This window comes from Xanthomonas sp. WHRI 10207 (assembly GCF_040202975.1).
Classification (GTDB): Bacteria; Pseudomonadota; Gammaproteobacteria; order Xanthomonadales; family Xanthomonadaceae; genus Xanthomonas.
This window is the reverse complement of sequence record NZ_JBEGDX010000001.1, coordinates 718,263-742,949: the sequence shown is the minus strand read 5'-3', so window position 1 is coordinate 742,949 and position 24,687 is coordinate 718,263. Positions and strand designations below refer to the sequence as shown.

Annotated in this window: 23 protein-coding genes and 1 other RNA gene; 16 read left to right on the top strand and 8 right to left on the bottom strand. The window is 65.1% G+C overall.

What is annotated here, in order from left to right:
• Positions 1 to 111: 111 nt before the first annotated feature.
• The 3 genes from ABQU90_RS03300 to ABQU90_RS03290 are packed head-to-tail and all read right to left on the bottom strand — an operon-like array spanning position 112 to position 2,140.
• A complete protein-coding gene (locus tag ABQU90_RS03300; protein ID WP_323521962.1) occupies positions 112 to 1,002 on the bottom strand; it encodes a DUF4097 family beta strand repeat-containing protein in 891 nt (296 codons plus the stop codon).
• Positions 1,003 to 1,013: 11 nt separating this feature from the next.
• Positions 1,014 to 1,559, bottom strand: coding sequence for a hypothetical protein (locus tag ABQU90_RS03295; RefSeq protein ID WP_323521960.1), 546 nt, complete (start codon positions 1,557 to 1,559; stop codon positions 1,014 to 1,016).
• Positions 1,556 to 2,140 (bottom strand): RNA polymerase sigma factor, encoded by a 585-nt coding sequence (locus tag ABQU90_RS03290; RefSeq protein ID WP_323521958.1) that lies wholly within the window; start codon positions 2,138 to 2,140, stop codon positions 1,556 to 1,558. Before ABQU90_RS03290 ends, ABQU90_RS03295 begins: the two co-directional genes overlap by 4 nt.
• Positions 2,141 to 3,215: 1,075 nt before the next feature.
• Here ABQU90_RS03290 and ABQU90_RS03285 point away from each other — a divergent pair.
• Complete coding sequence (locus ABQU90_RS03285) at positions 3,216 to 3,809, top strand: mechanosensitive ion channel domain-containing protein (RefSeq protein WP_115527397.1); 594 nt, start codon at positions 3,216 to 3,218, stop codon at positions 3,807 to 3,809.
• 148 nt (positions 3,810 to 3,957) lie between these two features.
• On the opposite strand, the gene ABQU90_RS03280 is transcribed toward ABQU90_RS03285, so the two are convergent.
• Entirely contained in the window at positions 3,958 to 4,224 is a 267-nt protein-coding gene (locus tag ABQU90_RS03280) for a DksA/TraR family C4-type zinc finger protein (RefSeq protein WP_055845280.1), read from the bottom strand.
• Positions 4,225 to 4,355: 131 nt separating this feature from the next.
• On the opposite strand from ABQU90_RS03280, the gene ABQU90_RS03275 reads away from it, so the two are divergent.
• Positions 4,356 to 4,610, top strand: a complete 255-nt coding sequence (locus tag ABQU90_RS03275) for a DUF2789 domain-containing protein (RefSeq protein ID WP_115561666.1) — start codon at positions 4,356 to 4,358, stop codon at positions 4,608 to 4,610.
• Positions 4,611 to 4,755: 145 nt separating this feature from the next.
• On the opposite strand, the gene ABQU90_RS03270 is transcribed toward ABQU90_RS03275, so the two are convergent.
• Complete coding sequence (locus ABQU90_RS03270; protein ID WP_003489471.1) at positions 4,756 to 4,929, bottom strand: DUF1328 domain-containing protein; 174 nt, start codon at positions 4,927 to 4,929, stop codon at positions 4,756 to 4,758.
• Between the two features lie 395 nt (positions 4,930 to 5,324).
• On the opposite strand from ABQU90_RS03270, the gene ABQU90_RS03265 reads away from it, so the two are divergent.
• From ABQU90_RS03265 to ABQU90_RS03255, 3 genes are all read left to right on the top strand, one after another.
• A complete protein-coding gene (locus ABQU90_RS03265; protein WP_055845286.1) occupies positions 5,325 to 5,852 on the top strand; it encodes a M48 family metallopeptidase in 528 nt (175 codons plus the stop codon).
• Between the two features lie 35 nt (positions 5,853 to 5,887).
• Entirely contained in the window at positions 5,888 to 7,144 is a 1,257-nt protein-coding gene (locus tag ABQU90_RS03260; RefSeq protein ID WP_323521954.1) for a 2OG-Fe(II) oxygenase, read from the top strand.
• A gap of 155 nt (positions 7,145 to 7,299) precedes the next feature.
• Positions 7,300 to 8,400 (top strand): Glu/Leu/Phe/Val dehydrogenase dimerization domain-containing protein, encoded by a 1,101-nt coding sequence (locus ABQU90_RS03255; RefSeq protein WP_055845291.1) that lies wholly within the window; start codon positions 7,300 to 7,302, stop codon positions 8,398 to 8,400.
• Positions 8,401 to 8,501: 101 nt separating this feature from the next.
• On the opposite strand, the gene ABQU90_RS03250 is transcribed toward ABQU90_RS03255, so the two are convergent.
• Positions 8,502 to 11,342, bottom strand: coding sequence for a S8 family serine peptidase (locus ABQU90_RS03250; RefSeq protein WP_323521952.1), 2,841 nt, complete (start codon positions 11,340 to 11,342; stop codon positions 8,502 to 8,504).
• A gap of 159 nt (positions 11,343 to 11,501) precedes the next feature.
• On the opposite strand from ABQU90_RS03250, the gene ABQU90_RS03245 reads away from it, so the two are divergent.
• The 6 genes from ABQU90_RS03245 to ABQU90_RS03220 all read left to right on the top strand — a co-directional run bounded on the left by ABQU90_RS03245 (position 11,502) and on the right by ABQU90_RS03220 (position 16,683).
• Positions 11,502 to 12,677, top strand: coding sequence for a thiolase family protein (locus ABQU90_RS03245; protein ID WP_323521950.1), 1,176 nt, complete (start codon positions 11,502 to 11,504; stop codon positions 12,675 to 12,677).
• Positions 12,678 to 12,800: 123 nt separating this feature from the next.
• Positions 12,801 to 13,142: a hypothetical protein gene (locus ABQU90_RS03240; RefSeq protein ID WP_104614059.1), complete on the top strand. Its 342-nt coding sequence runs from the start codon at positions 12,801 to 12,803 to the stop codon at positions 13,140 to 13,142.
• A 230-nt stretch (positions 13,143 to 13,372) separates the two neighbouring features.
• Positions 13,373 to 13,699 (top strand): XAC1346 family secretion chaperone, encoded by a 327-nt coding sequence (locus tag ABQU90_RS03235; protein WP_039406588.1) that lies wholly within the window; start codon positions 13,373 to 13,375, stop codon positions 13,697 to 13,699.
• A 242-nt stretch (positions 13,700 to 13,941) separates the two neighbouring features.
• Positions 13,942 to 15,663 (top strand): diguanylate cyclase, encoded by a 1,722-nt coding sequence (locus ABQU90_RS03230; protein WP_323521948.1) that lies wholly within the window; start codon positions 13,942 to 13,944, stop codon positions 15,661 to 15,663.
• Between the two features lie 97 nt (positions 15,664 to 15,760).
• Positions 15,761 to 16,321: a bactofilin family protein gene (locus tag ABQU90_RS03225; RefSeq protein WP_323521946.1), complete on the top strand. Its 561-nt coding sequence runs from the start codon at positions 15,761 to 15,763 to the stop codon at positions 16,319 to 16,321.
• Positions 16,318 to 16,683: a hypothetical protein gene (locus tag ABQU90_RS03220; RefSeq protein WP_055845308.1), complete on the top strand. Its 366-nt coding sequence runs from the start codon at positions 16,318 to 16,320 to the stop codon at positions 16,681 to 16,683. The genes ABQU90_RS03225 and ABQU90_RS03220 overlap by 4 nt, the downstream gene beginning before the upstream one ends.
• Positions 16,684 to 16,854: 171 nt before the next feature.
• On the opposite strand, the gene ABQU90_RS03215 is transcribed toward ABQU90_RS03220, so the two are convergent.
• Positions 16,855 to 16,931: non-coding RNA, sX9 sRNA (locus tag ABQU90_RS03215), on the bottom strand.
• 96 nt (positions 16,932 to 17,027) lie between these two features.
• Between ABQU90_RS03215 and ABQU90_RS03210 the strand changes: the two genes are divergently transcribed.
• The 5 genes from ABQU90_RS03210 to pdeM are packed head-to-tail and all read left to right on the top strand — an operon-like array spanning position 17,028 to position 23,007.
• Positions 17,028 to 18,044 carry a ligase-associated DNA damage response exonuclease gene (locus ABQU90_RS03210; protein WP_323521944.1) on the top strand — a complete coding sequence of 339 codons (1,017 nt, stop codon included), beginning with the start codon at positions 17,028 to 17,030 and terminating at the stop codon, positions 18,042 to 18,044.
• A complete protein-coding gene (locus ABQU90_RS03205; RefSeq protein ID WP_323521942.1) occupies positions 18,041 to 18,274 on the top strand; it encodes a hypothetical protein in 234 nt (77 codons plus the stop codon). Before ABQU90_RS03210 ends, ABQU90_RS03205 begins: the two co-directional genes overlap by 4 nt.
• Positions 18,271 to 19,875, top strand: a complete 1,605-nt coding sequence (locus ABQU90_RS03200; RefSeq protein ID WP_323521940.1) for an ATP-dependent DNA ligase — start codon at positions 18,271 to 18,273, stop codon at positions 19,873 to 19,875. The genes ABQU90_RS03205 and ABQU90_RS03200 overlap by 4 nt, the downstream gene beginning before the upstream one ends.
• Entirely contained in the window at positions 19,872 to 22,373 is a 2,502-nt protein-coding gene (locus ABQU90_RS03195; protein ID WP_323521938.1) for a ligase-associated DNA damage response DEXH box helicase, read from the top strand. Before ABQU90_RS03200 ends, ABQU90_RS03195 begins: the two co-directional genes overlap by 4 nt.
• Positions 22,363 to 23,007 (top strand): ligase-associated DNA damage response endonuclease PdeM, encoded by a 645-nt coding sequence (gene pdeM / locus ABQU90_RS03190; RefSeq protein ID WP_323521937.1) that lies wholly within the window; start codon positions 22,363 to 22,365, stop codon positions 23,005 to 23,007. Before ABQU90_RS03195 ends, pdeM begins: the two co-directional genes overlap by 11 nt.
• A gap of 341 nt (positions 23,008 to 23,348) precedes the next feature.
• Here the strand turns inward: pdeM and ABQU90_RS03185 are convergent, their stop codons facing one another.
• On the bottom strand, positions 23,349 to 24,620 hold the full coding sequence (locus tag ABQU90_RS03185) for an FAD-dependent oxidoreductase (RefSeq protein WP_323521935.1): 1,272 nt from the start codon (positions 24,618 to 24,620) through the stop codon (positions 23,349 to 23,351).
• Positions 24,621 to 24,687 lie beyond the last annotated feature (67 nt).

Here is a 24,687-nt window from a genome sequence, read left to right as displayed (position 1 = left end):
ACGCTGTCACTTGCGCCCGCATCGCAGCGCGCGCTTGCGACAGTTGCCGCCAAGGGTTGCCTTGAAGTGTTACCGACGTGCCACCGCAAGGTGGCACGTCTGTTTTCGGCGTCAGTTGCTGTAGTCGATACGCACCGAACCCGAGTGCGACTCCAGTTTGATATCGCCGTTACCGGCCCCCAGCGTCGCGCGCAGGCTCTTGCCAGGGCCGTACTCAGGCCGCTCCACCCGCCCGGCCACCGAGTGGATGTCGCCACTGAAGACCTCCACATTCAGCGCCGCCGAGACGTTGCGCGGTACGCCCAGCGTGATCGTGCCGCTGACACTCTCTGCAGAGATGCTGCCACCCGGCGCCAGCCCGGCTACTGTGACCGAGGCCGAGCCAGACACGCTTTGCGAACGCAACTGGGAGACCTGTCCCGCGCCGATCCGGATATCACCGGAAACGGACTCGGCCGACACCACGCCGCTGGCACCGGCTTGCGCGTCGATTTGCCCACTGACCGTGCCCAGCGTCACCCGCCCGCTGCTCACCGTGCTGCGCAACGTCCCGCTGACCGTCTCCAGCTGGGCTTCCTTGGCGCGGCCGCGTGCCACTACGTCGCCACTGACGGATTTGAGCCGCAGCTGCGCAAGATCGACCTGGTCCACGTCCACCGAGGCGCTGACCGCAGCCACCTGCAGCATGGCGCCGCGCGGCACGCGCAACTCCAGCTGCGCCCCCTTGCTACTGCGGCTGGTATGCGGATAGATCACCTCCAATTGCAGACGGTTCGAACTCGCATCGACCTCCAGCCGCTGGCCCTCGCCCAAGGTGCCGGTCAGCGCCACCTCGTCGCGGTCCCACCCACGCACACGGATCTGACCGGCGATGTTTTCCAGCTCCACGCGCCCGCCACGTGCCAACGGATGACTCTGATTGACCGCAGTTTGGGCCGCCGCCGGCGCAGCGCAAACCGCAGCCAACAGCAACAGCAACAGGGAAAGATGTGCGTAGCGCATGAACATGCTCCTCAACTTGGGAAGGATGTCTCGCCCTGAGAGGCAAGACGGGTCAATTGCAGCCGTTTGGCGTAGGTGCGCTGCAGTTGCGACAACAAAAAGGCAGACTGCGGGCTCTGCGCGATGGCCGCGTGGATGGCCCGCGCGCTTTGATCCAGCTCGTCCAGCGCAGGCCGCAGATCGGCCGGCACCTGCTGCAGCGGAACCTGGGCGATGGCCTGCTGGTATTGCCCGGCCATCGCCTGCGCCTGCGCCACGAGCGCCGGCTGCGCAGCACGCGGCGGCGATGTGTGCTGCCTGATGCCGGGCACGACAGCGACCAAAGCCACGACCGCTGCCAACGCAACGCCAAGCACCGGCAGCGCCCAGCGACGACGACCGGGCCCACGTGCCACCACAGTGGCATGCGGCACCAGCGCTGGCGCGATGCGCTCCCACAGCTGCGCAGGCGGCAAGCGCTGCTGCGGCAATGCCTGCAAGCGCGCAACCAGCGCAGCGTCTTCGGCCCGGGACTCGGCTTCGATGCGATCAGGGTGGTCGGGGTGGTCGGGGGTCATGCGTGTTCTCCAAGCCGCGCGCGCAGCAGACCGCGCGCGCGATGCAGTTGTGCCTTCGAACTGCCGACCGCCATCTGCAATTGATCGGCAATTTCCTGGTGTTTCCAGCCTTCGATATCGTGCAGCACCAGCACCGCCCTGGCGCGCGGCGGCAACGTTTCCAAGGCGCGCTCCAGATCCATCCGGATCGAGTGACAACCCGCTGCGTCGGGAACTGCCGTAAGCATCGCATCGGTGTCGTCACTGGCCTGATCGCCAAACGCCGCACGCGCGCGCAGCTCCATCAACGCGGTATTGACGGCAAGCCGATGCAACCAGGTGGCCAAGGCACTCTGGAAGCGAAACTGCGGCAATGCCTTCCACGCGGCGATGAAGGTGTCCTGCAATACGTCGTCGGCGCGCGCGGCATTGCCGCCGCACAAACGCCAGACCAGCGCATACAACCGCGGCGAATGGCGACGATAAATCGCCTCATACGCAGCGCGTTCGCCAGCCGCAGCCGCACGCGCCAACGCCGCATCGTCGCGGTCGGCGGGGGTGGCACACGGCAGGGCATCGATGGGCACGGAGGTGTCGAGCATAGCCAGTTGGATGCACCGAACAGCGCAATGGTTTAAACCCGCGCAAACTTTTTTGGAAGCCCGCAGAACGGCGCGAGCCCTGGCTGGTGTGCTGGCGGTGCCGCATGGCTGGATCCGTGGCGAACAGCCGTCTCACCACTGCAATCGCTGCAGTGCTCGCTAATCCTCAGCGCAGCAGCCGATCACCACTGCGAGAGCGGCCGATAAAGCGTAGCGAGCAGTCGTCAGGTGAGCCCGGGCAACGCACTCAGAACCCGGCGTACGGGTAGTCCCTGTCGATTCCCAGCCACGACCGCCTGCCGGTAAGCGCAGTACGCATGTTCGCGGCTCTAAACCTTTCGGCCGGCCGCCGCATCCAAGTCTGCAATGGCGCACTCCCGCGCCGCATCGCCGCCCGCCGACGCTACTGCGGCGTAGCACCTGGTTTACGTTGGAGATCGTCATGCCACACCTGCTTGGGCTGGCTCTGGCCTTGTGCACGCCCCACTGCCCCCAAGTGCAGCGACTGGACGCAGTGCAGCTCAGGATGACGCCTGCCCGGATCGACGTCTGCCTACTGCATGCCACCTTGGAGCAGGACTCCTGCATCGGTGCCAGTAGACCGGATCAGTGGGCACCGGTCCACGCGATCGCGCAGACCTGGCGGCGCTTGGCGGTCTTGGTCGCGCATGACGTGCATATCGGCACTGAATGGCAGCGATCGGATACAGCGAAGACGAGTTGGCTCCCAGCCAGCGCGCCTCCGCCATCGGCAAGACGCGACTGCCTCAAGGTCCGATCACCAGCGCATCTATAGAGCCGCTCGGCAAGCGTTGTACGGCGCTGTAATGCCAGGCACTTGGTTCGGCGCGTCTGGCGTCGCCGCGGCCTTGAGCAGCGCTGCGTCGCAGGAATACCGTCGGTTTCGCCAGTCCGCATCCACCTCACTCCCCTTAAAACACAGCGCGAGCAAGCGGTGTAGTGACAGCACCTGCTGCAGCCGGACGACCCAGACGCGCGAACGTTCATCCCCTGCACCTGTCGCGTGCAGGTTGCGCCGTTACAATGGCGGTCCACCCCGCTTTTGTCTGATCTGATGTCCGCGTCCGACCCCTTGCCCGCCATGATCCGTAGCCTGTTGCCTCACTGGAACCCGGAGTGGCTGGCAGTCGCAGTGCCAATGATCAAGATCGTGCTGATACTTGCCTTGGCGGGCTTGCTACGCCTGTTATTGCGGCAACTGCTGCGGCGCGTATGCACGCGCTACAACGTGCCCGCCGAGATGATGATCGGTATTCGCCGCGTTGGCAGTTTCATCATTTCGACCAGCGCGTTGCTGATGGTCTTGCATGTTGCCGGTGTCTCTAGCGAAACGCTGTGGACGGCATTCACCGGCTTTGCTGCGGTTGGCGCGGTGGCGTTTTTCGCCGCATGGAGCGTGCTGTCCAATATCTTCTGCACCTTCCTGATCATCACCACACGTCCGTTCCGCCTGCACGATCACATCGAGCTGCTCGAAGGTGGCGACAAGCCCGGCCTGAAGGGACGCGTGATCGATATCAATGTGATCTACACGACATTGGAAGAAACCGGCGACCATGCGGGCAGCGTGCTGCAGGTTCCCAACAGCCTGTTTTTCCAGCGCACCACGCGCCGGTGGCGCGAAAGCAGCGGTTTCAACGCGAACTGAGCACGCAGTGGCGTTGAGGACATGCGGCCACCGCTCTTGCCGACCGCAAAGCTCCCGAACGTCCGCACCGCTGCCGGAACAATGTGCTCTCGGCAACGCATGTTTGAGGTCAACAAGACACCCGCCGTTCGCGAGCTCACCAACGCACTCAACGCAGTTGGCTGTCTTTGCTGCCGCGACGGTTGAATCCGCCTTGCGCGCCCTGTTCCAGGTCATGCGCCTCCTGACAGTTCACGCACAACTGCACGCCAGGCACGGCCTTGCGTCGCGCTTCGGGAATCGGCGCATCGCAGGCTTCGCAATGGGTCAGGCTCGGCCCCTGGTGCAGCTGACTGCGCGCACGCTTGATCGCGTCTTCGACGGTGGCATCGATCTGGTCCTGCACTGCCCCATCACCCGCCCATCCGGTCGCCATGATCGTCTCACCCTTATCTGGTCAGGCTGGATAGATGGTCATTGGCGCAGGCAAATCCAAGCCGGCCGTGCACAGTGCCCTCAAACTGGGTGCTCTAACATTCAGTCATCCGCACCCACGAGGGATTTGCAATGGAACACCCTGTCCACCCGTTCTCCGAATTGTTCGCCCAACTTGGCTTGGCATCCGATGAGGCAAGCATTCGCACCTTCGTCGCCGAACATTCGCCCTTGCCTGGCGATATGCGCCTGGAAGAAGCCCCGTTCTGGACGCCCGCACAAGCGCAGTTGCTGCGTGAAGAACGTCTCGACGATGCCGACTGGATCGTGACCATCGACCAGCTCAATATCGCCCTGCATACAACCGCTGACGATACCGGCGTCTGACTCAGGCCCGCTCGATGCTTACGGTCGAGATCGCCTTCAGCGATCGCGCTGTACAACGCGCTGATAGAAAAAGAGCGGCCAATGGCCGCTCTTTTTTGCAGCAGTGCAGCTGACAGCGCAACACTGTCCAGCTGCACACTGCGCGTCAGGTCACCTTCTTGGCGATCGTCATGCCCAGCACAAACAGCACGATGGCGATGATGATGCCGGCCCAGAACAGGAACTTGGCAATTCCCATCGCAGCGCCTGCCATCCCGCCGAATCCGAGCGCACCGGCAATCAGTCCGATGATGGCGAAGATAATGGCCCACTTGATCATGTTGTTGTCTCCTAATCCGGCACGCTGCCGTTGTTCGATCGTGTGCTTGCGACACATCGCCGCAAAACATGCGCTGCACGCTACCCATCCACATGTGCCGCATTCGTGAATACACCTGACACACGCCGCCACACGCAGGCGGCGTTCAGCGCTAACGGCGCGCAGGTTCTCTGCAAAGACACTGCACGTTGACGCTTCGTCGACGTCACCAGGCAACTCTCGATCGATGCTGTTTTCAAGACTGATCGAGTCGATAGCGACCACGCAGCAGGCGAGCTGATCGCGCTTGCCTGCATGAAACTGATGTCATTGACCGCAATCGTCGGGAACCATCCGAACGCTCTGCAGCGCGCCCGTTCTTCTCGGATAAGACAGATTCGCCAGCATCGGCGATCATGCAGCTCTTGCAGCAGTCGATCGCCATGGACACTCTTCGCTATCTCACCGGTTACCCGCCCGCCGTCCTGGATCAGGTGCGCGAGCTGATCGCACAGGACAAGCTCGCCGCGGTCCTGGCGCGGCGCTATCCGGAGCGGCACAGCATTCGCACCGATCGCCATCTGTACGATTACGTCAAGGCGATGAAGGAGCGTTACATGCGCTCCTCGCCCACCTTGCACAAGGCGATCTACGACAACCACCTGCAGGTGGTGAAGCATGCGCTGGGCACGCACACGGCCATCTCGCGCGTGCACGGCGGCCGGCTCAAGGCCAGTCGCGAAATCCGGATTGCCTCGGTGTTTCGCGATGCACCGGAGCCCTTCCTGCAGATGATCGTCGCCCACGAGCTGGCGCACTTGAAAGAGGCCGATCACAACAAGGCCTTCTATCAACTGTGCAACCACATGACCCCGGACTACCACCAGCTCGAATTCGACCTGCGCCTGTATCTGACCCACCTGGCACTCGCAGCAGACAGCTGATCGCGTTGTGCGGGGTCACCGATTAGGATGCAGCCATGCACGCCTCGTCCCTCGCGCAACTCACCCTCGCCGCACAAGGCCGACAGCCCGCGGCCATCAATGCGTTGGCGCAGGCGCTGGTGCGCGCCGGTGAGACAGAGCAAGCTCTCCTCTGGTACACCCGTGGCGCAACCGCAGGCGATGCCACCGCCCAGATCGAAGCCGGCCGCATGCTGGCCTACGGCATCGGCGGTCCAGTGGATGTGGCTCAGGCCATCGCGCACTGGCAACACGCCGAACACAACGGCGTGGCTGCAGCGTCGTATCTGCTGGCGACGCTGGCTATGGGCGAGGACCCTGGGCAGTTGGGAACACAAGCGCATGCGCGGTTGCACGCTGCAGCAGACGCACACTACCCGCCGGCGCTGCGCGCGCTAGCCATTCAATACGGTCGAATCGATCACCCGCATCAGCAACAACACTGTGTGCGCCTGCTGGAGCAGGCTGCATCGGCTGGCGACGTGCCAGCTGCGGTGCTGCTCGCCGAGCGCCTGCTGCGCGGCGAAGGCATTGTCGCCCAGCCCGACGCAGCCGAGCACCTGCTGCGGCAACTGCAGCCGCTGGGAGTCACGGCCCTCCCCGAAGTCCAGATCGCGCCTCCCGATCCGGTCGATGGCAGCGCGCGCGAGCACATGCACTTCACCTCACGCAGCGCGCCGACGCGGCTCCACCAGTGTCCAACGATCGAAAGCCACTCCGCCGTGCTGTCCGCCGACGAGTGCCGGCTATTGATCCTGCTGGCACGCCCACATCTGCGCGCCTCCCAGGTGGTCGATCCGAATGATGCAAGCAGCCAGCGCACGCCGATCCGCACCAGCCGCGGCGCGACGCTGGACCCGATTCTGGAAGACTTCGCCGCCCGCGCTGCGCAGGCGAGGCTGGCGGCTTGTGCGCGGCTACCGCTGACGCATGCCGAGCCATTGTCGGTGCTGTGCTACGCACCAGGGGAGCACTATCGCGCGCATCGCGACTACCTGCCGGCCAGCAGAATTGCTGCTGATCGTCCCGCTGCAGGTAATCGCCTGCGCACGGTCTGTGTGTATCTCAATGCGGTCGAGGCAGGTGGCCAGACCGATTTCCCGCTCGCAGGTGTCTGCGTGCCGCCCTGCGCAGGGTCTGTGGTGTGTTTCGACAACCTGCACGCCGATGGCCGGCCCGATCCTGATTCGCTGCATGCCGGCCTGCCGGTCGCGGCCGGGAACAAGTGGCTGGCGACGCTGTGGTTCCGGCAGCGACGCTATCGGGATTGGTGAACAGGTTCATACACTGCGCCCCACTGACGTGGTTTAAAATGTTGCAGCGCGACGTGATCGGACAGGGTCTGCAGACGTCGTTTTTTTGTTTCCCCATTGCACGGGTGCATCCCGGCGTCAGGGGAGGCACATCACGCAGCCCCGCGGAGCCTTCGATGCTTTTCGAAACCCTCGATACCACCGGTCACGAGCAGGTGATCTTCTGCCACAACCGCGACGCCGGCCTCAAAGCCATCATCGCCCTACATAGCACGCGGCTCGGGCCGGCCCTGGGCGGCGTGCGCATGCGCCCCTACCCCGATAGCGAAGCGGCGCTTACGGATGCGCTGCGGCTCAGCCGCACCATGACCTACAAGAACGCGTTGGCGGGGCTGAATGTCGGCGGCGGCAAAGCGGTGATCATCGGCGACCCCAAAACCGACAAGAGCGAGGTGCTGTTCCGCGCATTCGGCCGTTTTGTCGACACCTTGGGCGGGCGCTACATCACCTCCGAAGATGTCGGCACCGACGTCAACGACATGGAACAGATCTACCTGGAGAGCGAGTACGTCACCGGCGTGCATCAGGTGCATCGCGGCTCCGGCGACCCGGCGCCCTTCACCGCCTACGGTGCGTTGCAGGCGCTGATGGCCTCGCTCAATCGCAAGCTCGGCCACGAAGAGGTGGGCAAGGCGAGCATCGCGATCCAGGGCCTGGGCCATATCGGCATGGAACTGGTGAAATTGCTGAAGGAACGCGGCGCAAAGCTCTATGTGGCCGATCTGAATCAGGCGCTGGTGGATCGCGCAGTGGCCGAGTACGGCGCCGAAGCCGTGCGCCCGGACGAAATCCATCAGGTGCCGGCCGACGTGTTCGCACCGTGCGCGCTGGAAGGTGCGATCAACGAAAACACCTTGCCGCAGCTCAAGGCCAAGATCATCTGCGGCACCGCCAACAATCAGCTCGCCAGCGCTGCGATCGGTGACGAGCTGCACAAGCGCGGCATTCTGTATGCGCCCGATTACGTGGTGAATGCCGGCGGGGTGATGAATGTGTCGCTGGAGATCGACGGCTACAACCGCGAACGCGCCATGCGCCTGATCCGCAGCATTTATCACAATCTGGAAAAGGTCTTCGACCTGTCCACGCAGTTGAACGTGTCGCCGCAGCAGGCAGCCGATCAAATTGCCGAAACGCGCATCGAGGCCATCAGCAAACTCAAACTGCCGCTGGGCCGCACTGCACCGCGTTTTTTGCATAAATTGCGCGGCGAATAAGCACGCCAACAGGCGGGCCGCATTTAACGACACGTGCGATGACGCAACCGCGGCCGCACACACGACGCCCGGGCTTTGCGCCCGGGCGTCATGCACACCGATCAGAAATCGGCGCTGTACTTCAGGCTCACCGCACGGTCGTCGCCGCGCTCGCCCACCCGCTGGTCGTAGCCGAAGCGTAGCTGGCTCTGCTGGCCCAACGGCGCCGAGGCCGCAATGCCGAACACGCCGCCCGAGCGCGCCGGCTGCATGCCGCGCAGCGGTGCCCATGCCTCCACACCGATGAAGCTGGCATCCAGCATCAATCCCTGACTGCTCAACGCCTGCTGCCATTCGGCATAACCGCCCAACTGCAGGCTGCGCCAGCGATAGGCCGAACGCATGCCGGCCAGCAGTTGCGTGCGCGAGGACGTGCTTGCATCGGCACGCAGACCGAAACCATCGCCACCGCTTTCGCGGAACCCTTCGCTACGCAGACGCACGTAATCCAGGCCCATGTACGGCGTCAGCGACGCAGCTGCATGGCCCCAGCGATACCCGGTTTCCAGGTTGCCGCTGAGATAGCTGCCGCTGTAATCGCTGAAGGCACTGCTGCGGTCTTCGCCCAATTGCAGAGTGCGCTCGATCTGCCGGTTGACGTTACCGAAGCCCAGCTGGCCCAGCGTATACGCCGACCCCAACGTGGTGCCCCAGTACAACTGCGCCTGCACCTGCCGATCGCGGCCGCGTGCGCCATCCAGATCGCCCAGGCTGTTGGAACGCGTTTCGCCGAAAGCAAAGCCGGTGACTGCACCAGATGCCAAGCGCAGATCGTTGCCCATCATCCAGCCGGAGGTAGCGAATCCTGCAGTGGTCACCCCACCCTCGCCTGGCCCGCCCAGTGCGCGCTGCCAGGTGCCCAGCAGGCGCGGCTGTTGCGACAGACCATCGAAATGCGCGGCCAAAGCGCGCCGGCCCAGATCGATGGTGTCGAAGGTCATCGCCGCAGACGCCGCATGCGCACGTCCGGACAGACTGCGCAGTGAATCCGCTGCGGTCTTGGCATCGGGTGATTGCTGCAACGCCGCCGCGGCACGAATGAAGTCGCCACTGATGCCACCGTTGCCCTGCAGCTGCTGCGCGTCCACCTTTTGGAACGCCTGTTCGACGCGAATTGCCGACTCCATCGATGCCGTGCCGATTGCGCCCAGCGATGCGGCGACGGCCGTGACATCCATGCGCTGCAGCGACACGTACGCGTTATTGGCGTCGTAGCTCAACGTGGCATTGAGAAAGGTGACTGCAGGCCCGTTGCTGAGACTGGCAAACGTTCCCTGCAGACCGTTGGTTGCTTGCAGCACAGGATAGGTGGTGTTGTTGACCACATAATCCCGCCGCCCGAGCAACTGCAGGTCGCCGTCGATCGTCGCTGTACCGCTCACGTTCAAGCGGTCGCCCACATTTAATGCCAAGCGTCCGAAGTCATCTTGAGTGTAGTTACCTCCGATTGCCAAAACCGCGCCACCGACCTGCAGCGTACTCCCGCGATTGGAGACCGTGCCGGCAATGCGTCCTGCTCCGATCAACGTTGCACCATTGAGGACGTCTACCCGCGCGCTCTGCAGACTGGCCGTTTGCAACGTGCCATCCAGCACCTGGGTATCGCCGGCAAACGTATTGTTGCTACTGCTGAGGATCAGCGTGCCGGATCCGCGCTTGGTTAATCCGCCGCTGCCAGTGATGTCGTTGGCCCAGGTCGAACGCAAGGTCGTGACCTCGACATCCACCGTCCCCCAATCGAACCGCGCAGGCCCCAGCACCGCCTTGCCCACGTTGAGCAGGCCGTAACCGAACGTCGGATCGACGCCAGGCGCGCCCAGATCGGTGGCTGTTCCCAGCAACGTCTGACGCACCAGGTCGTTGTTGAAATACGGAAACGCCTGCCACACCAATGCCGCCGCACCCGAGACCAGCGGCGCAGCGTAGGACGTACCGCTGCCATAGAAATAGCCGATGTTGCTGGCGGTTGCATCGGGATCGATAAACAGCGCCGTGCCCGGTGCCACCAGGCAATAACGCATTGCCACGCCGCATGCATTGGAGTACGACGCCAGCTGCGTGGGATTGGCGGTATCCAGCGCGCCAACCACTAGCCAGCCACGCTCCAAGTCTGCAGCTGGAAGCGTACCGTTCGGACCCAACTGACTGGGAAGCGCCGCAGTATCGGACGGTTGCGCCAGCGACTCATTGCCCGAGGCAAATACCACCAACCCATCGTTACCGATAATGAAGGATCGATATTCCTGCGCGATCTGATTGGTGACCGTCGGGTCGTTCCAATACAGGCCGCCCCATGAGTTATTCATGATGCGCACGCCGGCGCTGATCAGATCGGCATGCACTGGGCCCAGACCGAGCGGCCCGTCGACTTCATTGCCTTGGCCAGTGCCATCGTCTACCGGCGCGCGGTCGCTGATGATCCGCGCAGACACCAGGCCTGCACCCGGCGCAATGCCGCCCGGCCATTGCCCCACCGCACGCCCGGCCGCCAGTTCGGCGACAGCCGTACCATGCCCGAGCACATCGCCCACTGCGACATTGCTGGTGCGCGGGTCGACATAGAGGAAGCTGTCGCTCACCCGCCCCTGCAGGGCCGGATGATTGGTATTGATACCGCTATCGATGATGCCGATGCGATAGCCCGCGCCGGTGAACCCCAGCGCCTGCGCTGCACGTGCATTGGTCAACGCCAGATGTGCGTCGATTGCCGGTTGCGGTGCAGTGACCGGCGGTGGAGGCGGCGGCGGTGAGGTGGGCGGCGGCGGAGGTGGTGGCGAGGTCGGTGGCGGTGCAGTCGGCGTGGTCGGACGAATACCGCCTCCACCACCGCCTCCACCACACGCGGTCAACGCCACAGCCAGCGCCGAGGCCAGGACAGTCCTGGCGACGTTTCTCTTCTTCATTCAAGTGTTCTCCCCGAACCCATTCCATGGATTGGGCCCCATCCCGGGCCCTAGTCTCATCATATACGGCATCGCTTCGGGTCTGCAGCCGCACATCAGCTTGCTGGCGCGAATCGGCCATGAGGCAGATAATCGTTTCACTTTAAACGGTATCCCCTTATGTCCGACATCGTCATCGTTGCTGCCAAACGCACTGCCATCGGCTCGTTTCTCGGTCAATTCAACGGGGTGCCGGCGCCGACGCTCGCCGCTGCCGCCATCGAAGGCGCGCTGGCGCAATCGGGAATCGCACCGGCCGACGTGTCCGAGGTCATCGTTGGCTGCGTGTTGCCGGCCAACCTCGGCCAGGCCCCGGCGCGTCAGGCGGCCATCGCTGCAGGCATCCCGACATCCACCGGCGCCACCACCATCAACAAGGTGTGCGGCTCGGGCATGAAGGCGATCATGTTCGGACACGATTTGATCAAGGCCGGTTCGGCCAGCATCGTGGTGGCTGGCGGCATGGAGTCGATGAGCAATGCCCCGCACCTGCTGCCGAACTCGCGCACCGGCAATCGCTATGGCAATTTCCAGGCGGTGGATCACATGGCATGGGATGGCTTGACCAATCCTTACGATGGTCAGGCGATGGGCGTGTTCGGCGAAGCCACCGCAGAAAAGTTCGGTTTCAGCCGCGCCGATCAGGATGCCTTCGCCATCGCCTCGGTCGAGCGCGCACAGGCCGCGCAGCGCAGTGGCGCGTTCGCCGATGAAATCGTTCCGGTGACCGTGGCCACGCGCAAGGGCGAGGTTGTTGTCGACAGCGATGAGCAGCCGGGTAAATCCGACGTTGCCAAGATCCCGACCCTGAAGCCGGCCTTCAAGAAAGACGGCACCGTGACGGCGGCCAGTTCGTCGAGCATTTCCGACGGTGCGGCAATCACGGTGCTCATGAGCGCCGACGATGCGCAGCGCCGTGGCGTGACGCCGCTGGCGCGCATCGTCGGCCACGTCACCCATTCGCAGGACCCGGAATGGTTCACCACCGCGCCGGTGGCGGCGATCCAGTCGCTGGTCGACAAGATCGGCTGGACGCTGGACGCGGTCGACCTGTTCGAAATCAACGAAGCCTTCGCCGTCGTGGCGATGACACCGATCAAGGAACTGGGCATCGCGCATGCCAAGGTCAACGTGCATGGCGGTGCCTGCGCGTTGGGTCATCCGATCGGCGCGTCTGGCGCAAGGCTGGTAGTGACATTGGTGAATGCGTTGCGCACGCGCGGCGGCAAGCGCGGAATCGCAACGCTGTGCATCGGCGGCGGCGAAGCGACCGCCATTGCTATCGAATTGATTTAATTGCCATTAACAGCGATTTTGCAAAGCTGAATGGGCGCGCGCTTGACACTCGTCTTCGGGCCGTCATCATGTCTGGGGCGCGCAATAGCGCGTTGCCTAATCTAATCGACGAGGATTGAAACAATGACCATCAACAAGCTGCTGATCGCAATGGCTCTGGGCCTGGCCCTGACCGCTTGCTCGAAGCCGGAACAGGCTCAGGACGCTGCTGCTTCGGCTAACGAAGCTGCAACCGACGCTCAGACCGCTGCTGACCAGGCTGCTGCCTCGGGCTCGCAGTCGGCTGACGCCGCTCAGGCTGCTGCCAACACCGCCGCTGCTTCGGCCGACACCGCTGCTGACGCTGCCCAGGCTGCTTCCGGCGCCGCGACCGACGCTGCTGCCGACCAGGCTGCTGACGCTGCCAAGACGGCTGAAAACACCGCCGAAGCTGCTAAGGACACCGCCGAAGAAGCCAAGAAGTAATCACTTCTTAGCTCCAAGCGAGTTCGGAAAAAGCCGCTGGTTTCCAGCGGCTTTTTCTTTGCCTGCACGGCGGGTGCGACCGCCGATTTGCAAGTGGCACGGCGGCCCCGTTGGCCACTGTAGTCCGTATGCTGCCCGTGAGCTGAATGCGCAAACGCGTATTGACGCGGACTGCATCGGCCCCTGCATAAGCTCCGCGTTCCAACACCGGAACAGGAACAGGACTACCCATGAAGACGATCCGCATGCTGTCGTTGAGTGCCATCGCTGCACTCACTCTCGCCGCCTGCCAGGGCCCTGATGCCGAGCAAGCGCGTCGCGATGCCGCGTCCGCTGCCAAACACGCTGCCGCTGCCACCGAGCAGGCCGCCGACCGCGCGGCGGTACAGGCCAAGGCCGCCACCGCCGATGCGCGCGTGGCCGCACGCGACCTGGCTGCAGACGCCAGCCGCGCGACCGCAAACGCTGCCGACGCCACCGCCGACAAGACTCGCGAGATGGCCAATAAGGCCGAGCAGAACGCCGACAAGCACGACGCCGAGCATCCGCAGCACTAAGCACACCGAAAACCGCGCTGCGCTCACCGACAGGTGGGCGCAGCCTGCCGCAAGAATTAGCGTTTCCTCATGCACACGAGTGCCAGCGCAGCCCCAGCCAGCCGACTGCAGCCTGCAAGCTGTGTCAGCTGCTATGAACCGCTCACACTGCTGCGTCTACTCGCAGACAATTTCGTGCCGATGCACACGTCTTGCGTCGAGATTGATCTCGTGTTGTCGAGCTTGGCAGGCTAGCATTCGGCATGCCCACCTCTTTTACATCGCGGCGCCGCAATCAGCTGGCGCTGGCCTTCTCTGCGCTGATCTTTATCGTCATCGGCATCGGCATCTTTGTCGGTGCGCGCCGCTCGCTGGCCGATGCGGCGTTGGTCTCGCATACGCATGAAGTGATCGGGCGGGTCGACGAGATCCAGGCGCGCTTGCTGGATGCCGAATCGGCGCAACGTGGCTTTCTGCTCACCGGCAACGAAGCCTACTTGCTGGACTACCAGACCAGCGTGGAGCGCCTGCCGATTTTGCTGGCCAATCTGCGCAGGCTGATTGTCGACAACCCTGCGCAAGAGCAGCATCTGGATCAACTGCAAACCCTGGTGGAGACGCGGCTGCGGCAAATCCAGCACACGCTGGATGTCTATGCACAGGGCGGCCTGGAACCGGCACGCGCCGGCATCCGGCAGAGCGCGTTCCGCACCACCAGTGCCATCCGCGAGCAGGCGCTGACGATGGTGCAACGCGAGCAGGAGCTGCTGGCACAGCGCGCGGAAAGCAGCCGGCAAAGCGCCACCTTGTTGCTGACGCTGGCCCTGGCCGGCATTCCGTTCGGGCTGCTGGTGGTTGGTGGTGTCTACGCGCTGCTGATGCGCGAGCTGCGGCATCGCGCGCAGGCCGAACGCCGTGCCGCAAATGCCAATCGCGAGCTGGGCGATAGCGTCGGTGCATTGCAGCGCAGTACCGCCGATCTCAATCTGCTCAGCCGCTACACCGGCCTGCTGCAAAGCTGTATCAGTGCCGAAGAAGCATTGGTGGTGACCAGCCGCACCCTGGCCAGCCTGCTGCCGGGCATTGCCGGAAGCGTGTACCTGCTGCGCGCCTCGCAGGATCGCGCCGAGGCGATCAGCCACTGGGGCGAACCACTGGTGCAGAGCGCGCCGCATCTCTTGCCGGAAGAATGCTGGGCATTACGCCGCGGCCAGCCGCACATCATTGAGGACCTCGCGCGCGATGCGCTGTGCGCGCATATCGACGTGCCGGACACCCAGACACCGATCACCACCGCATGCCTGCCGATGTCGGCGCAGGGCACGCAGCTCGGCTTTCTGTTCTTGTCGTCGCCCGGTCCGGGGCCGATGCCGCGCCTGGAAATCGCCGAGGCGGCCGCCGAGCAGTTGTCGCTGGCGTTGAGCAATCTGCGCCTGCGCGAGTCGCTGCGCCGCCAATCGATCCGCGACGCGCTGACCGGGCTGTACAACCGCCGCTATCTGGAAGAATCGCTGAGTCACGAACTGGCGCGTTGCGCGCGGCGCGGCCTGCCGTTGTCGGTGCTGATGCTGGACGTGGACCACTTCAAGCAATTCAACGATAGCCAGGGGCATGCCGGCGGCGATCTGCTGCTGGCAGCGGTCGGCGAGCTATTGCTGACCCGGTTGCGTGCCGAAGACGTGGCCTGCCGCTATGGCGGCGAAGAATTCACCGTGATCCTGCCCGAGGCCGATAGCGAGGAAGCCATGCGCGTGGCCGAGCAGATCCGCGGCCATATCGCGGCGCTGGCGGTCAGCGATGGCCAGCGTGCGTTGCCGCGCGTGACCGCCTCGATCGGCGTGGCCAGCTTTCCGGTCGATGGCGAACTTGGCGCAGGTCTGATCCAGAAAGCCGACGCAGCGCTGTACGCAGCCAAGCATCGCGGGCGCAACCGGGTCGAGCGTCATGGTGCCGCACAGCCGCGCGGGACTGACACGGAGGCGTGAGCAGGCACGGCGTCGATGTCGGATTGCGCGCTCTGTCACACAAAAGATCGATTGACGCAGCGATAGTCGGCCTTGACCCCCGAAGCGAGGCAATCCGATGTCGATGTGGCGCGATCAAGGTCCCAACAAGAAAGACGGCGTTCCCGCAGCGCCGGATGCTCCTGCCGCCGATGGGCGGCTGTTCAACGCCGACGCCAGCCCTGCCCCGCCGGTGCCGGCCGCAGCCGCCACGCCCAGCGTCGTCCCCACCGCCGCGCCGCCGCAACGCCAGAGCGAGGCCAAGGAATCGCTGATCGCCGCCGACATCAGCATCGAAGGCAAGATCGAAGGCGCCGGCCACGTACGCCTGGCCGGCCGCTTCAAGGGCGATGTCAACGTCAAGGGCGATCTGACCATCGAACGCGGCGCCAAGCTCAATGGCGGCGTGCGCGCCAACAAGGTCATCATCGCCGGCGAGCTGGAAGGCAATATCGAATCGGCGGCGCAGGTGGAGCTGCAGACCTCCGGCGTGCTGGTCGGCGACGTCAAGGCCGGCAGCCTCACCGTGGCGTCGGGCGCCCGCATGCGCGGCCAGGCCGACTTCGGCTGGGGCGAGGACACCGGCAAACCGACCGCCACGCCCAAGCCGGTGGTGAGCGGAGACAGCGACGCCACATGAGTGCACCCCGCCCGGGCACGCCCGGAGCCACGCGCAGCTGCCCGCATTGCAAGGCGACGATTCTGGAAAGCGCCATCATTTGCCCTGCCTGCAAGCATCATCTGCGCTTCGACTCGGCGGCTGCGCAACACGCGCAGCCGGCGCCGATCGTGCCGTTGAAGGTCGACGGCACCATCCGTCATCCCGCCGATGGCGATCCATGGGAATACACCGTGGTCGTTGTGGTGCGTAACGGCAAGGGTGAGGAGATCCGCCGCCACGTGGTCGATGTGGGCGCGATGCACGGCGGCGAAGAACGCGGATTCACCCTGGCGGTGGAAGCTAGCGCGGTGCGTGGATCGGGGCGGCGAACGCGGCATTAGCGCGCTGGATGCGGCATCGCCGCTGTGGAATCAGACTGGCGCAGTGGCGGTGCAGCTTTCGCAACAGCAGTGACGTTGAGCACAACGGCGTCCATCGCAAAACCGCGTATCGCTTTGCCGCTGCCCGCCGACGCAGGCCGACTATCGGCATAGCACTCCAAAGCTTGGAGCGGCTAACACCACCTAGCGAGCAATCGTCAGGCGAGTGTAGACGGCGCGCTCAGCACCGGAGCGTACGCGCGCTACATGGTGACTCGGCGCATCCGCTGCGCCCGCATGGTCGCGCCGATACGCGCCATTCCCATTCTCAGGATCTGCACACCGGCTTGGCCAGAGTTGCGGGCATGCGCAACGGCAACGACACGAACACACGCGGCGATCTGGTGGTGCTTGGCCCCGAGGGGCTGTATTGCCCGCAGGGCGACTTTCATATCGACCCCTGGCGGCCGGTGCCGCGTGCGGTGATCACGCATGGCCACGGCGATCACGCACGTGGCGGCATGGGCGAATACCACTGCACTCGCGACAGCCTGCCGATCCTGCAATGGCGGCTGGGCGAGCAGGTCTATCACACGCATGCCGATGGCGAAGCGTTTACGTTGGGACGCGCGCGCGTGTCGCTGCATCCGGCCGGACATGTACTGGGCTCGGCGCAGGTGCGTATCGAAGTGGATGGCGAGGTCTGGGTGGCATCCGGCGATTACAAGCGCCAGCACGACCCCACCTGCACGCCGTTCGAAGTGGTGCCGTGCGACACCTTCATCACCGAAGCGACCTTTGGGCTGCCGGTGTATCGCTGGCCGGAGACATCCGAAGTAGCGGCCGATATCGTCGCCTGGCGGCGCGAATGCGCCGAACGCGGCGAGGCTGCCATCTTGTATTGCTACGCCTTAGGCAAGGCGCAGCGTGTGCTGGCCGAATTGCGCGCCTGGGACACCCAGCCTGCGCTGTTGCACGGTGCGATTGCGGCCGGGGTGGAGGTGTATCGCCAGGCCGGCATCGCGATGCTGGACACCCAACCGGTGAGCGAGCATGCGCGCGGCGCCGACTATACCGGCCAACTGGTGCTGGCGCCGCCGTCGGCGGCGGGCAGCCCCTGGATCCGCCGCTTCCGGCATGCGCAACAGGGATTCGCATCGGGCTGGATGCGCATTCGCGGCAATCGGCGTCGGCGCAATTATGACCGCGGCTTTGTAGTGTCCGATCATGCCGACTGGCCGGATCTGCTGCGCACCATCGAAGACACCGGTGCGCGCCGGGTGATCGCCACCCATGGCAATACCGATGCGTTGATCCAGCACCTGCGCGAGCGCGGCGTTGCGGCGGAAGCCTTCCGCACCGATTTTGGAGCCGAAGAATGAACCCGCTCCCCACCTGCAGTGATGCACGCGCGCATGCGCGTCTGCGCTTGAGTGGCGCACTGGCGTTTGGCCGGCATGCACTGGCGTGTCGCGCGCATCGCTGGGCTCCGGCTGCGTCAATCGGCCCACTCCGCCTGCTGCGCCGTGTGCGCATGTCAGGCGCATGTACGCGCCGTGCGCCGGAGCTGCACGCTGCAACTCCCGACACAACGCCCCAGGTGCGGCCGTGAAGCGTTTTGCCGCGTTGTACCGCACCCTCGACCGCAGCACCGGCACGCTCGACAAGCGCGCTGCGCTGGTGGCGTATTTTCGCCAAGCGCCAGCGCTGGACGCGGCCTGGGCGCTGTATCTGCTGGCCGGCGGCAAGATCGCCGGCGCACGCATGCGCATCGCCAGCAGCGGCGAGCTGCGCGAGTGGATCACCGACACCGCCGGCATTGCCGATTGGTTGGTCGCCGACAGCTACGACCATGTCGGCGATCTGGCCGAAACGCTGGCGTTGTTGCTGGACGACCCGATCACCGAAGCGGCCGATCTGCCGCTGGCAGAATGGATCGAACAGCGCTTGCTGCCGGTCGCCAACCAGGACGTTGCACTGCGCAAGGCATGCATCGTGCAGGCCTGGCGCAGCCTGGCCTTCGATGAGCGGCTGGTGTTCAACAAACTGTTGACCGGCGCATTGCGCGTGGGCGTTTCGCAGCGGCTGGTGCAACAAGCACTGGCCGAACTATCGGGCGTGGACATCGCACGCATCGCCCAGCGCATGCTCGGCAATTGGCGACCGCATCCGACCTATCTTGCCGATCTGCTGACCAGCGAAGAACTGCCGGGCGATCGTCAGCAGCCCTACCCGTTCTTTCTCGCCTCCCCGCTCGAAGCCGAGGTCGACACACTGGGCGCCATCGACGACTGGCTGCTGGAATGGAAATGGGACGGCATCCGCCTGCAGTTGATTCGACGCGCCGGCGAAGCAGCGCTGTGGTCGCGCGGCGAAGAACGCCTGGATGGCCGTTTCCCGGAAATCGAACACGCCGCGCTGCAGCTGCCCGACGGCACCGTCATCGACGGGGAGCTGCTGGCCTGGCAACCCGAGCAACCGGTGCCGATGCCGTTCACCGCCTTGCAAACACGCATCCAGCGGCTCAAGCCCGGCCCCAAGACATTGGCGGCCGCGCCTGCCCGCGTGGTGGCCTACGACCTGCTCGAACTGGACGGCGTGGATCTGCGCGAGCGCCCCTTGCACGAGCGGCGTGCGCTGCTGGAGGGAGTGCTCACCGCGCTCGACGATCCGCGCATCGACGCCTCGCCACGGGTGCAAGCCGGCGATTGGCACGCCGCCGCACAGCTGCGCGTACAAGCACGCGAACGCGGCGTGGAAGGGCTGATGCTCAAGCGCGCCAACTCGGTGTATCAGGCCGGCCGCCGACGGGGCGATTGGTGGAAATGGAAAATCGACCCGCTCACCATCGATGCGGTGCTGCTGTATGCGCAGGCCGGCCATGGCCGCCGCAGCACGCTGTATACCGACTACACCTTCGGGCTGTGGCATGAGGGGCAACTGGTACCGATCGCCAAGGCGTATTCGGGGCTGGACGACAAGGAGATTTTGCAACTGGACCGCTGGATTCGCGCCAACACCACCGAACGTTTCGGTCCGGTGCGCGCGGTCAGCCCGCAGCATGTGTTCGAGCTGGGCTTTGAAGCGGTCAACCGTAGCGCGCGGCACAAATCCGGCATTGCGGTGCGGTTTCCGCGCATCCTGCGCTGGCGGCACGACAAGCCGTTTGCCGAGGCCGATCACCTGAGCACTCTGCAGGCATTGGCGCGGTGACGGCGACGCAGCAGGCACGCGGTACGCCATTGCAGCAGTGGCGCGACTGGTTCGCACAGCGCGGCTGGGCGCCGTTGCCGTTTCAACGCGATGTATGGAAGCGCTATCTCGCTGGCGAATCCGGCTTGCTGCATACGCCGACCGGGAGCGGCAAGACGCTGGCAGCATTCGGCGGCCCATTACTGGATGCCCTGGCCGCGCGTGGCCGCACGCTGCCGGTCACATCCGCCAAGCCTGCCGCTGCCGCACGCCGACAGCAACAACGCAACTTGCAGGTGCTGTGGATCACGCCCTTGCGTGCGCTGGCCGCCGACACCGCACGCGCACTGCGCGAACCGGTGGACGCGCTGGGACTGGATTGGCAGGTGGGTTTGCGCACCGGCGATGCCAGCGCGCGCGACAAGCGGCTGGCACGCAGCGGCAAGCTCGATGTGCTGGTCACCACCCCCGAATCGCTGGCCTTGTTGCTGTCGTATCCGGACACCGCACCGCAGCTATCCGCGCTGCGCTGCGTGATCGTCGACGAGTGGCACGAACTGCTCGGCAACAAGCGCGGTGTGCTGCTGCAGCTGTGTCTGGCACGCCTGCGCGGCTGGGCGCCTGCGCTGCGCATCTGGGGCCTGTCGGCCACGCTGGGCAATCTGGCGCAGGCACGCGATGTGCTGCTGCCGCATCGCCCCGATGCGGCGCTGGTGTCGGGAGTCAAACCGCGCGCCATGACGCTGGAAACGCTGTTACCCGACAGCGGCGAACGCTTTCCGTGGGCCGGCCATCTGGGTCTGGCGCAGTTGGCGCGCGTGCTGCAAAAAGTCATGCAGCAGCGCACCAGCCTGGTCTTCACCAACACGCGCGCACAGGCCGAGTTGTGGCACCAGGCGTTGAGCGCGGTATGGCCGGACGATCTCGCCACGCTTGCGCTGCATCATGGCTCGCTGGACCCCAGTCTGCGCGCCGCCGCCGAACAGGGGCTACGCGATGGCAGCCTGCGTTGCGTGGTCGCCACCTCCAGTCTGGATCTGGGCGTGGATTTCCCGGCGGTGGATCAGGTGCTGCAAGTCGGCAGCCCCAAGGGCATCGCGCGCCTGCTGCAACGCGCCGGCCGTGCGCGGCACCGCCCTGGCGAATCCGGGCATGTGGTGTGCGTGCCCTCGCACGCCTTGGAGCTGGTCGAATACGCCGCGGCACGTCGCGCGATCGCGCACGGCCATATCGAAGCGCGGCCGCCACCGCGTTTGTCGCTGGATGTGCTGGCTCAGCACTGCGTCACCCTCGCCCTGGGCGGCGGCTTCGATGCCGCTGCGTTGTTCGAGGAAGTGCGCGGCACCGATGCCTTCGCTGCGCTGGACACACCCACCTGGAACGCGGTGCTCGACTTCATCGTGCAAGGCGGCAGCGCATTGGCGCATTACCCGGATTTCCACAAGGTGGTGCGCGACGAGAACGGCGTGTATCGCGTCACCGACCGCCGCGTTGCGCTGCGCCATCGTTTGTCCATCGGCACCATCACCAGCGATGGCAGCGTGCGCGTGCAGTTCCTGCGCGGCGGCCGACTCGGTGCGGTGGAAGAACAATTCGTCGGCCGCCTGCGCCGCGGCGATCGCTTTCAATTTGCCGGGCGTTTGCTGGAACTGGTGCGTCTGGAAGACATGACCGCCTACGTGCGCGTGGCCAAGGGCGGCAGCGGTGTGGTGCCCAAATGGATGGGCGGGCGCATGCCGTTGTCGTCGGCATTGGGCCGCGAAGTGGAAGCGCTGTTCGCCGCGCCCGGCGATGCGCCTGAAATGCAGGCGCTGGCGCCGTTGCTGCACTTGCAGGCATCGCTCTCGTCGCTGCCCGGCCCGGATCATCTGCTGGTGGAAAGCATCAAGGCGCGTGATGGCCGGCACGTGTTTGTGTATCCATTCGCTGGACGGCAGGTCAACGAAGGGCTGGCCGCGCTGCTGGCCGCGCGCTGGGGACGACGTCAGCGCAATACCTTCAGCTTCGCTGCCAACGACTACGGCTTTGTGCTCTCGCCCGCGCAGGATGTGGAGATCGACGCCGACGTGCTACGCGCCTTGCTGTCGCCGGCCGGGTTGTTGGACGATCTGCGCGACAGTCTCAACCTGGGCGAGCTGGCACGCCGGCAGTTCCGCGAAATCGCGCGCGTGGCCGGGCTGCTGTCGCCGTCATTGCCCGGCCGCGCGCCGCGTAGCCTGCGCCAGTTGCAGGCCTCCAGCGGCTTGCTCTACGACGTGTTGCAGCGTTTCGATCCGGAGCATCTGTTGCTGGCCCAGGCCGAGCGCGAAGTCTTTGAAGGCCAACTCGAACTGGCACGCCTGGCGCATGCATTGGAGGATTGCGCACGACGCGACCTGCGCCTGTGCACGCCACGCAGCCTCACCCCGTTGTCGTTCCCGCTGTGGGCCGAACGCATGCGTGGTCAATTGAGTACCGAGGACTGGAAGGCGCGTGTGTTGCGCGCCGCCGAGCAACTGGAGCGCAAGCATGGGCGATAGCGTGCAGCTGCAGTTGGCCGGCGAAACGGTGGAACTGCTCGGCGAACGTGCGTTGTATCGACCCGCGCAGCGCGCCTTGCTGATCGCCGATCTGCATCTGGGCAAGGCAGATGTGTTCCGACGCGCCGGTATCGGCCTGCCCGCAGGCGGCACCGCGCACGATCTTGAGCGCCTCGATGCACTGCTTGCGCAGCGCCAGGTCGAGGCACTGTGGATACTCGGCGACCTGTTGCATGGTCCTGCGCCGCGCGCAGCCTGGCATCGCCGTTGGAGCGCGTGGCGCGAGCAGCATGCCGACCTGCGCGTGATTGCCATCCGCGGCAACCACGACCGCGCCGTGGCCGGTGCCGATCTGCAGATCGAAGCGGCCGGCGAACAGGTCGAAGACGGGCCGTTCGTACTGCGCCACGACCCGTTGCCACATCCCACCGGCCACGTGCTGTGCGGGCATCTGCATCCATTGGCGGCACTGCCGGGCCTTTCGCGACGTTGGCCGGCGTTCTGGTTGCGCGAACGCGTCACCATCCTGCCGGCGTTCTCGCATTTCACCGCGGGCGTGGTGCCGACACTGCTCGAAGGTGAGCGTCTGGTGGCCTGTGTGGAAGGCGATGCGATGGCCTTGCCAGTGCGTTAGCCACTGCGCTGCTGGGCACAGCCAACAAGAAGGACTGCGCACTGCAGGGCCGGCGCGGCGGGCGCCCGGTGCGTATGGATTCCTGGTGCACTCCTACTCGCGCACTCAGATTCTGACTGCGCCGTCTACACTCGACGACTGCTCGCCAGGCTTTTTAGCTGCTCCTGGCAACCGTGTGTACACCCGCTACGTCAGCGTTGCTACGACGCGTAATGGCACCACGCACACACACAGCCCCGAACCATCGTCGAGCGGTGTGGCCGATACGCTCGACACCGAAGCATCCAACGATACCTGCCGCTTCCAACTACCCGCCACGCGCGGCGAGCACCTGCGTCCGCTCAGCCGCTGTTGGCAACGCTCTGCGGCCGTGGCAGCGCTTGCGGTAATGGTTGCGACAACGCGTCCACGAACTCCGGCGCCATCGCCAACTTTCCGAACCAGCCATGCTGGGTGCCGCTGAGCACGCGCAGCATGTGGCCACGACCGCCCGGTACGCGCCCCATCGGCTGCAGCAACAGGTCGCGCCCGCTTGCCCATACATCGCGCTCGGATTGAAACAGCGGCGTGAGCCAGCGGCTCCAGCGGTGATAGATCGCCACATGTGCCTGGCGCTCGCGCTGATAGCGCTGCAAGGCGTCATCGATATCTTCGCCCGCGCGCAAGGCATCGCGCATGGCCAATGCATCCAGCAATGCCATGTTGACGCCCTGGCCCAGCTGCGGGCTCATCGCATGTGCGGCGTCGCCGGCAAGGACAAAACGGCCACGGTGCCAGCGCCTCATCACCGCATCGCGGTAGCTGGCGCGTGCCAGCGCGGTGTGCACCTGCACGCTGTCCAGACGCAGATGTGCGTCCGGCCACATCTGCGCCACCTCATCGCGCCACGCGCCGATGCCGCGCTGCTCCCAGGCAGCAAAATCGCTGCATGGCAGGCTCCAGAAAAAACTCAGGCGCGGGGTGTCGTCGCCAGGCCGCGTGCCTACCGGCAGCAGCCCGATCATCTTGCGCGCACCGATATAACGCTGGCGCAGTTCGTCGACAAACGGCCAATCCTCGCGCGGCAACAGACACCACAGCGCGCCCCACGGATACACCCGATCCAGCCGGGTGCCCTGCACCTGCGCGCGCAGCGTGGAAGCCGAGCCATCGGCAGCGATAATCAGATCGTACGGACCATGCCATTGCCCACGCTGGTCCTGCACGCGCCTGCCCTCGTGATCGATGGCGGTGATCTGGGTATCGGTCTGCAGCTGCGCGTACTCGGGCCAGGCATCGCACAACAGCGAGAACAACGCACCGCGCTGCATGCCCAGACCCATCAGGCGGGCATCCAGATCGCGGTATTGCATGTCCATCACCGCGCGCCCGCATGGCGTTTCGCCATACAGGCGGCGCACCGGCGCGCCATGCATCAGGGCCTGCGACAACATGCCCATCTTCCACAACACCTGCAGGCCGCTGGGCTGCAGCAGGAAGCCGGCACCGACCGGCCCCGGCTTGGCGGCGCGCTCGAAGACGTCCAGTCGATGGCCATCGGCGCCCAGCAAGACCGCCAGCGCCTGCCCTGCCGTTCCATAGCCCACTACCGCAATCCGTAATGCTTGTTGCATCGTCCCTGCTCTGGTTCGCGAACACCGGCCCCGCGTGGACCGGTGCAAAAAAAACCCCGCCGTGGCG

What these genes read in the sequence shown, in the direction of transcription:
- ABQU90_RS03250 (WP_323521952.1), bottom strand. Translation starts at nt 11,342, where the DNA reads ATGAAGAAGAGAAACGTCGCCAGGACTGTCCTGGCCTCGGCGCTGGCT.
- ABQU90_RS03255 (WP_055845291.1), top strand. Translation starts at nt 7,300, where the DNA reads ATGCTTTTCGAAACCCTCGATACCACCGGTCACGAGCAGGTGATCTTC.
- ABQU90_RS03235 (WP_039406588.1), top strand. Translation starts at nt 13,373, where the DNA reads ATGAAGACGATCCGCATGCTGTCGTTGAGTGCCATCGCTGCACTCACT.
- ABQU90_RS03285 (WP_115527397.1), top strand. Translation starts at nt 3,216, where the DNA reads ATGTCCGCGTCCGACCCCTTGCCCGCCATGATCCGTAGCCTGTTGCCT.
- ABQU90_RS03245 (WP_323521950.1), top strand. Translation starts at nt 11,502, where the DNA reads ATGTCCGACATCGTCATCGTTGCTGCCAAACGCACTGCCATCGGCTCG.
- ABQU90_RS03260 (WP_323521954.1), top strand. Translation starts at nt 5,888, where the DNA reads ATGCACGCCTCGTCCCTCGCGCAACTCACCCTCGCCGCACAAGGCCGA.
- ABQU90_RS03295 (WP_323521960.1), bottom strand. Translation starts at nt 1,559, where the DNA reads ATGACCCCCGACCACCCCGACCACCCTGATCGCATCGAAGCCGAGTCC.
- ABQU90_RS03185 (WP_323521935.1), bottom strand. Translation starts at nt 24,620, where the DNA reads ATGCAACAAGCATTACGGATTGCGGTAGTGGGCTATGGAACGGCAGGG.
- ABQU90_RS03225 (WP_323521946.1), top strand. Translation starts at nt 15,761, where the DNA reads ATGTCGATGTGGCGCGATCAAGGTCCCAACAAGAAAGACGGCGTTCCC.
- ABQU90_RS03290 (WP_323521958.1), bottom strand. Translation starts at nt 2,140, where the DNA reads ATGCTCGACACCTCCGTGCCCATCGATGCCCTGCCGTGTGCCACCCCC.
- ABQU90_RS03300 (WP_323521962.1), bottom strand. Translation starts at nt 1,002, where the DNA reads ATGCGCTACGCACATCTTTCCCTGTTGCTGTTGCTGTTGGCTGCGGTT.
- ABQU90_RS03210 (WP_323521944.1), top strand. Translation starts at nt 17,028, where the DNA reads ATGCGCAACGGCAACGACACGAACACACGCGGCGATCTGGTGGTGCTT.
- ABQU90_RS03265 (WP_055845286.1), top strand. Translation starts at nt 5,325, where the DNA reads ATGCAGCTCTTGCAGCAGTCGATCGCCATGGACACTCTTCGCTATCTC.
- ABQU90_RS03205 (WP_323521942.1), top strand. Translation starts at nt 18,041, where the DNA reads ATGAACCCGCTCCCCACCTGCAGTGATGCACGCGCGCATGCGCGTCTG.
- ABQU90_RS03270 (WP_003489471.1), bottom strand. Translation starts at nt 4,929, where the DNA reads ATGATCAAGTGGGCCATTATCTTCGCCATCATCGGACTGATTGCCGGT.
- ABQU90_RS03280 (WP_055845280.1), bottom strand. Translation starts at nt 4,224, where the DNA reads ATGGCGACCGGATGGGCGGGTGATGGGGCAGTGCAGGACCAGATCGAT.
- ABQU90_RS03240 (WP_104614059.1), top strand. Translation starts at nt 12,801, where the DNA reads ATGACCATCAACAAGCTGCTGATCGCAATGGCTCTGGGCCTGGCCCTG.
- ABQU90_RS03230 (WP_323521948.1), top strand. Translation starts at nt 13,942, where the DNA reads ATGCCCACCTCTTTTACATCGCGGCGCCGCAATCAGCTGGCGCTGGCC.
- ABQU90_RS03275 (WP_115561666.1), top strand. Translation starts at nt 4,356, where the DNA reads ATGGAACACCCTGTCCACCCGTTCTCCGAATTGTTCGCCCAACTTGGC.
- pdeM (WP_323521937.1), top strand. Translation starts at nt 22,363, where the DNA reads ATGGGCGATAGCGTGCAGCTGCAGTTGGCCGGCGAAACGGTGGAACTG.
- ABQU90_RS03220 (WP_055845308.1), top strand. Translation starts at nt 16,318, where the DNA reads ATGAGTGCACCCCGCCCGGGCACGCCCGGAGCCACGCGCAGCTGCCCG.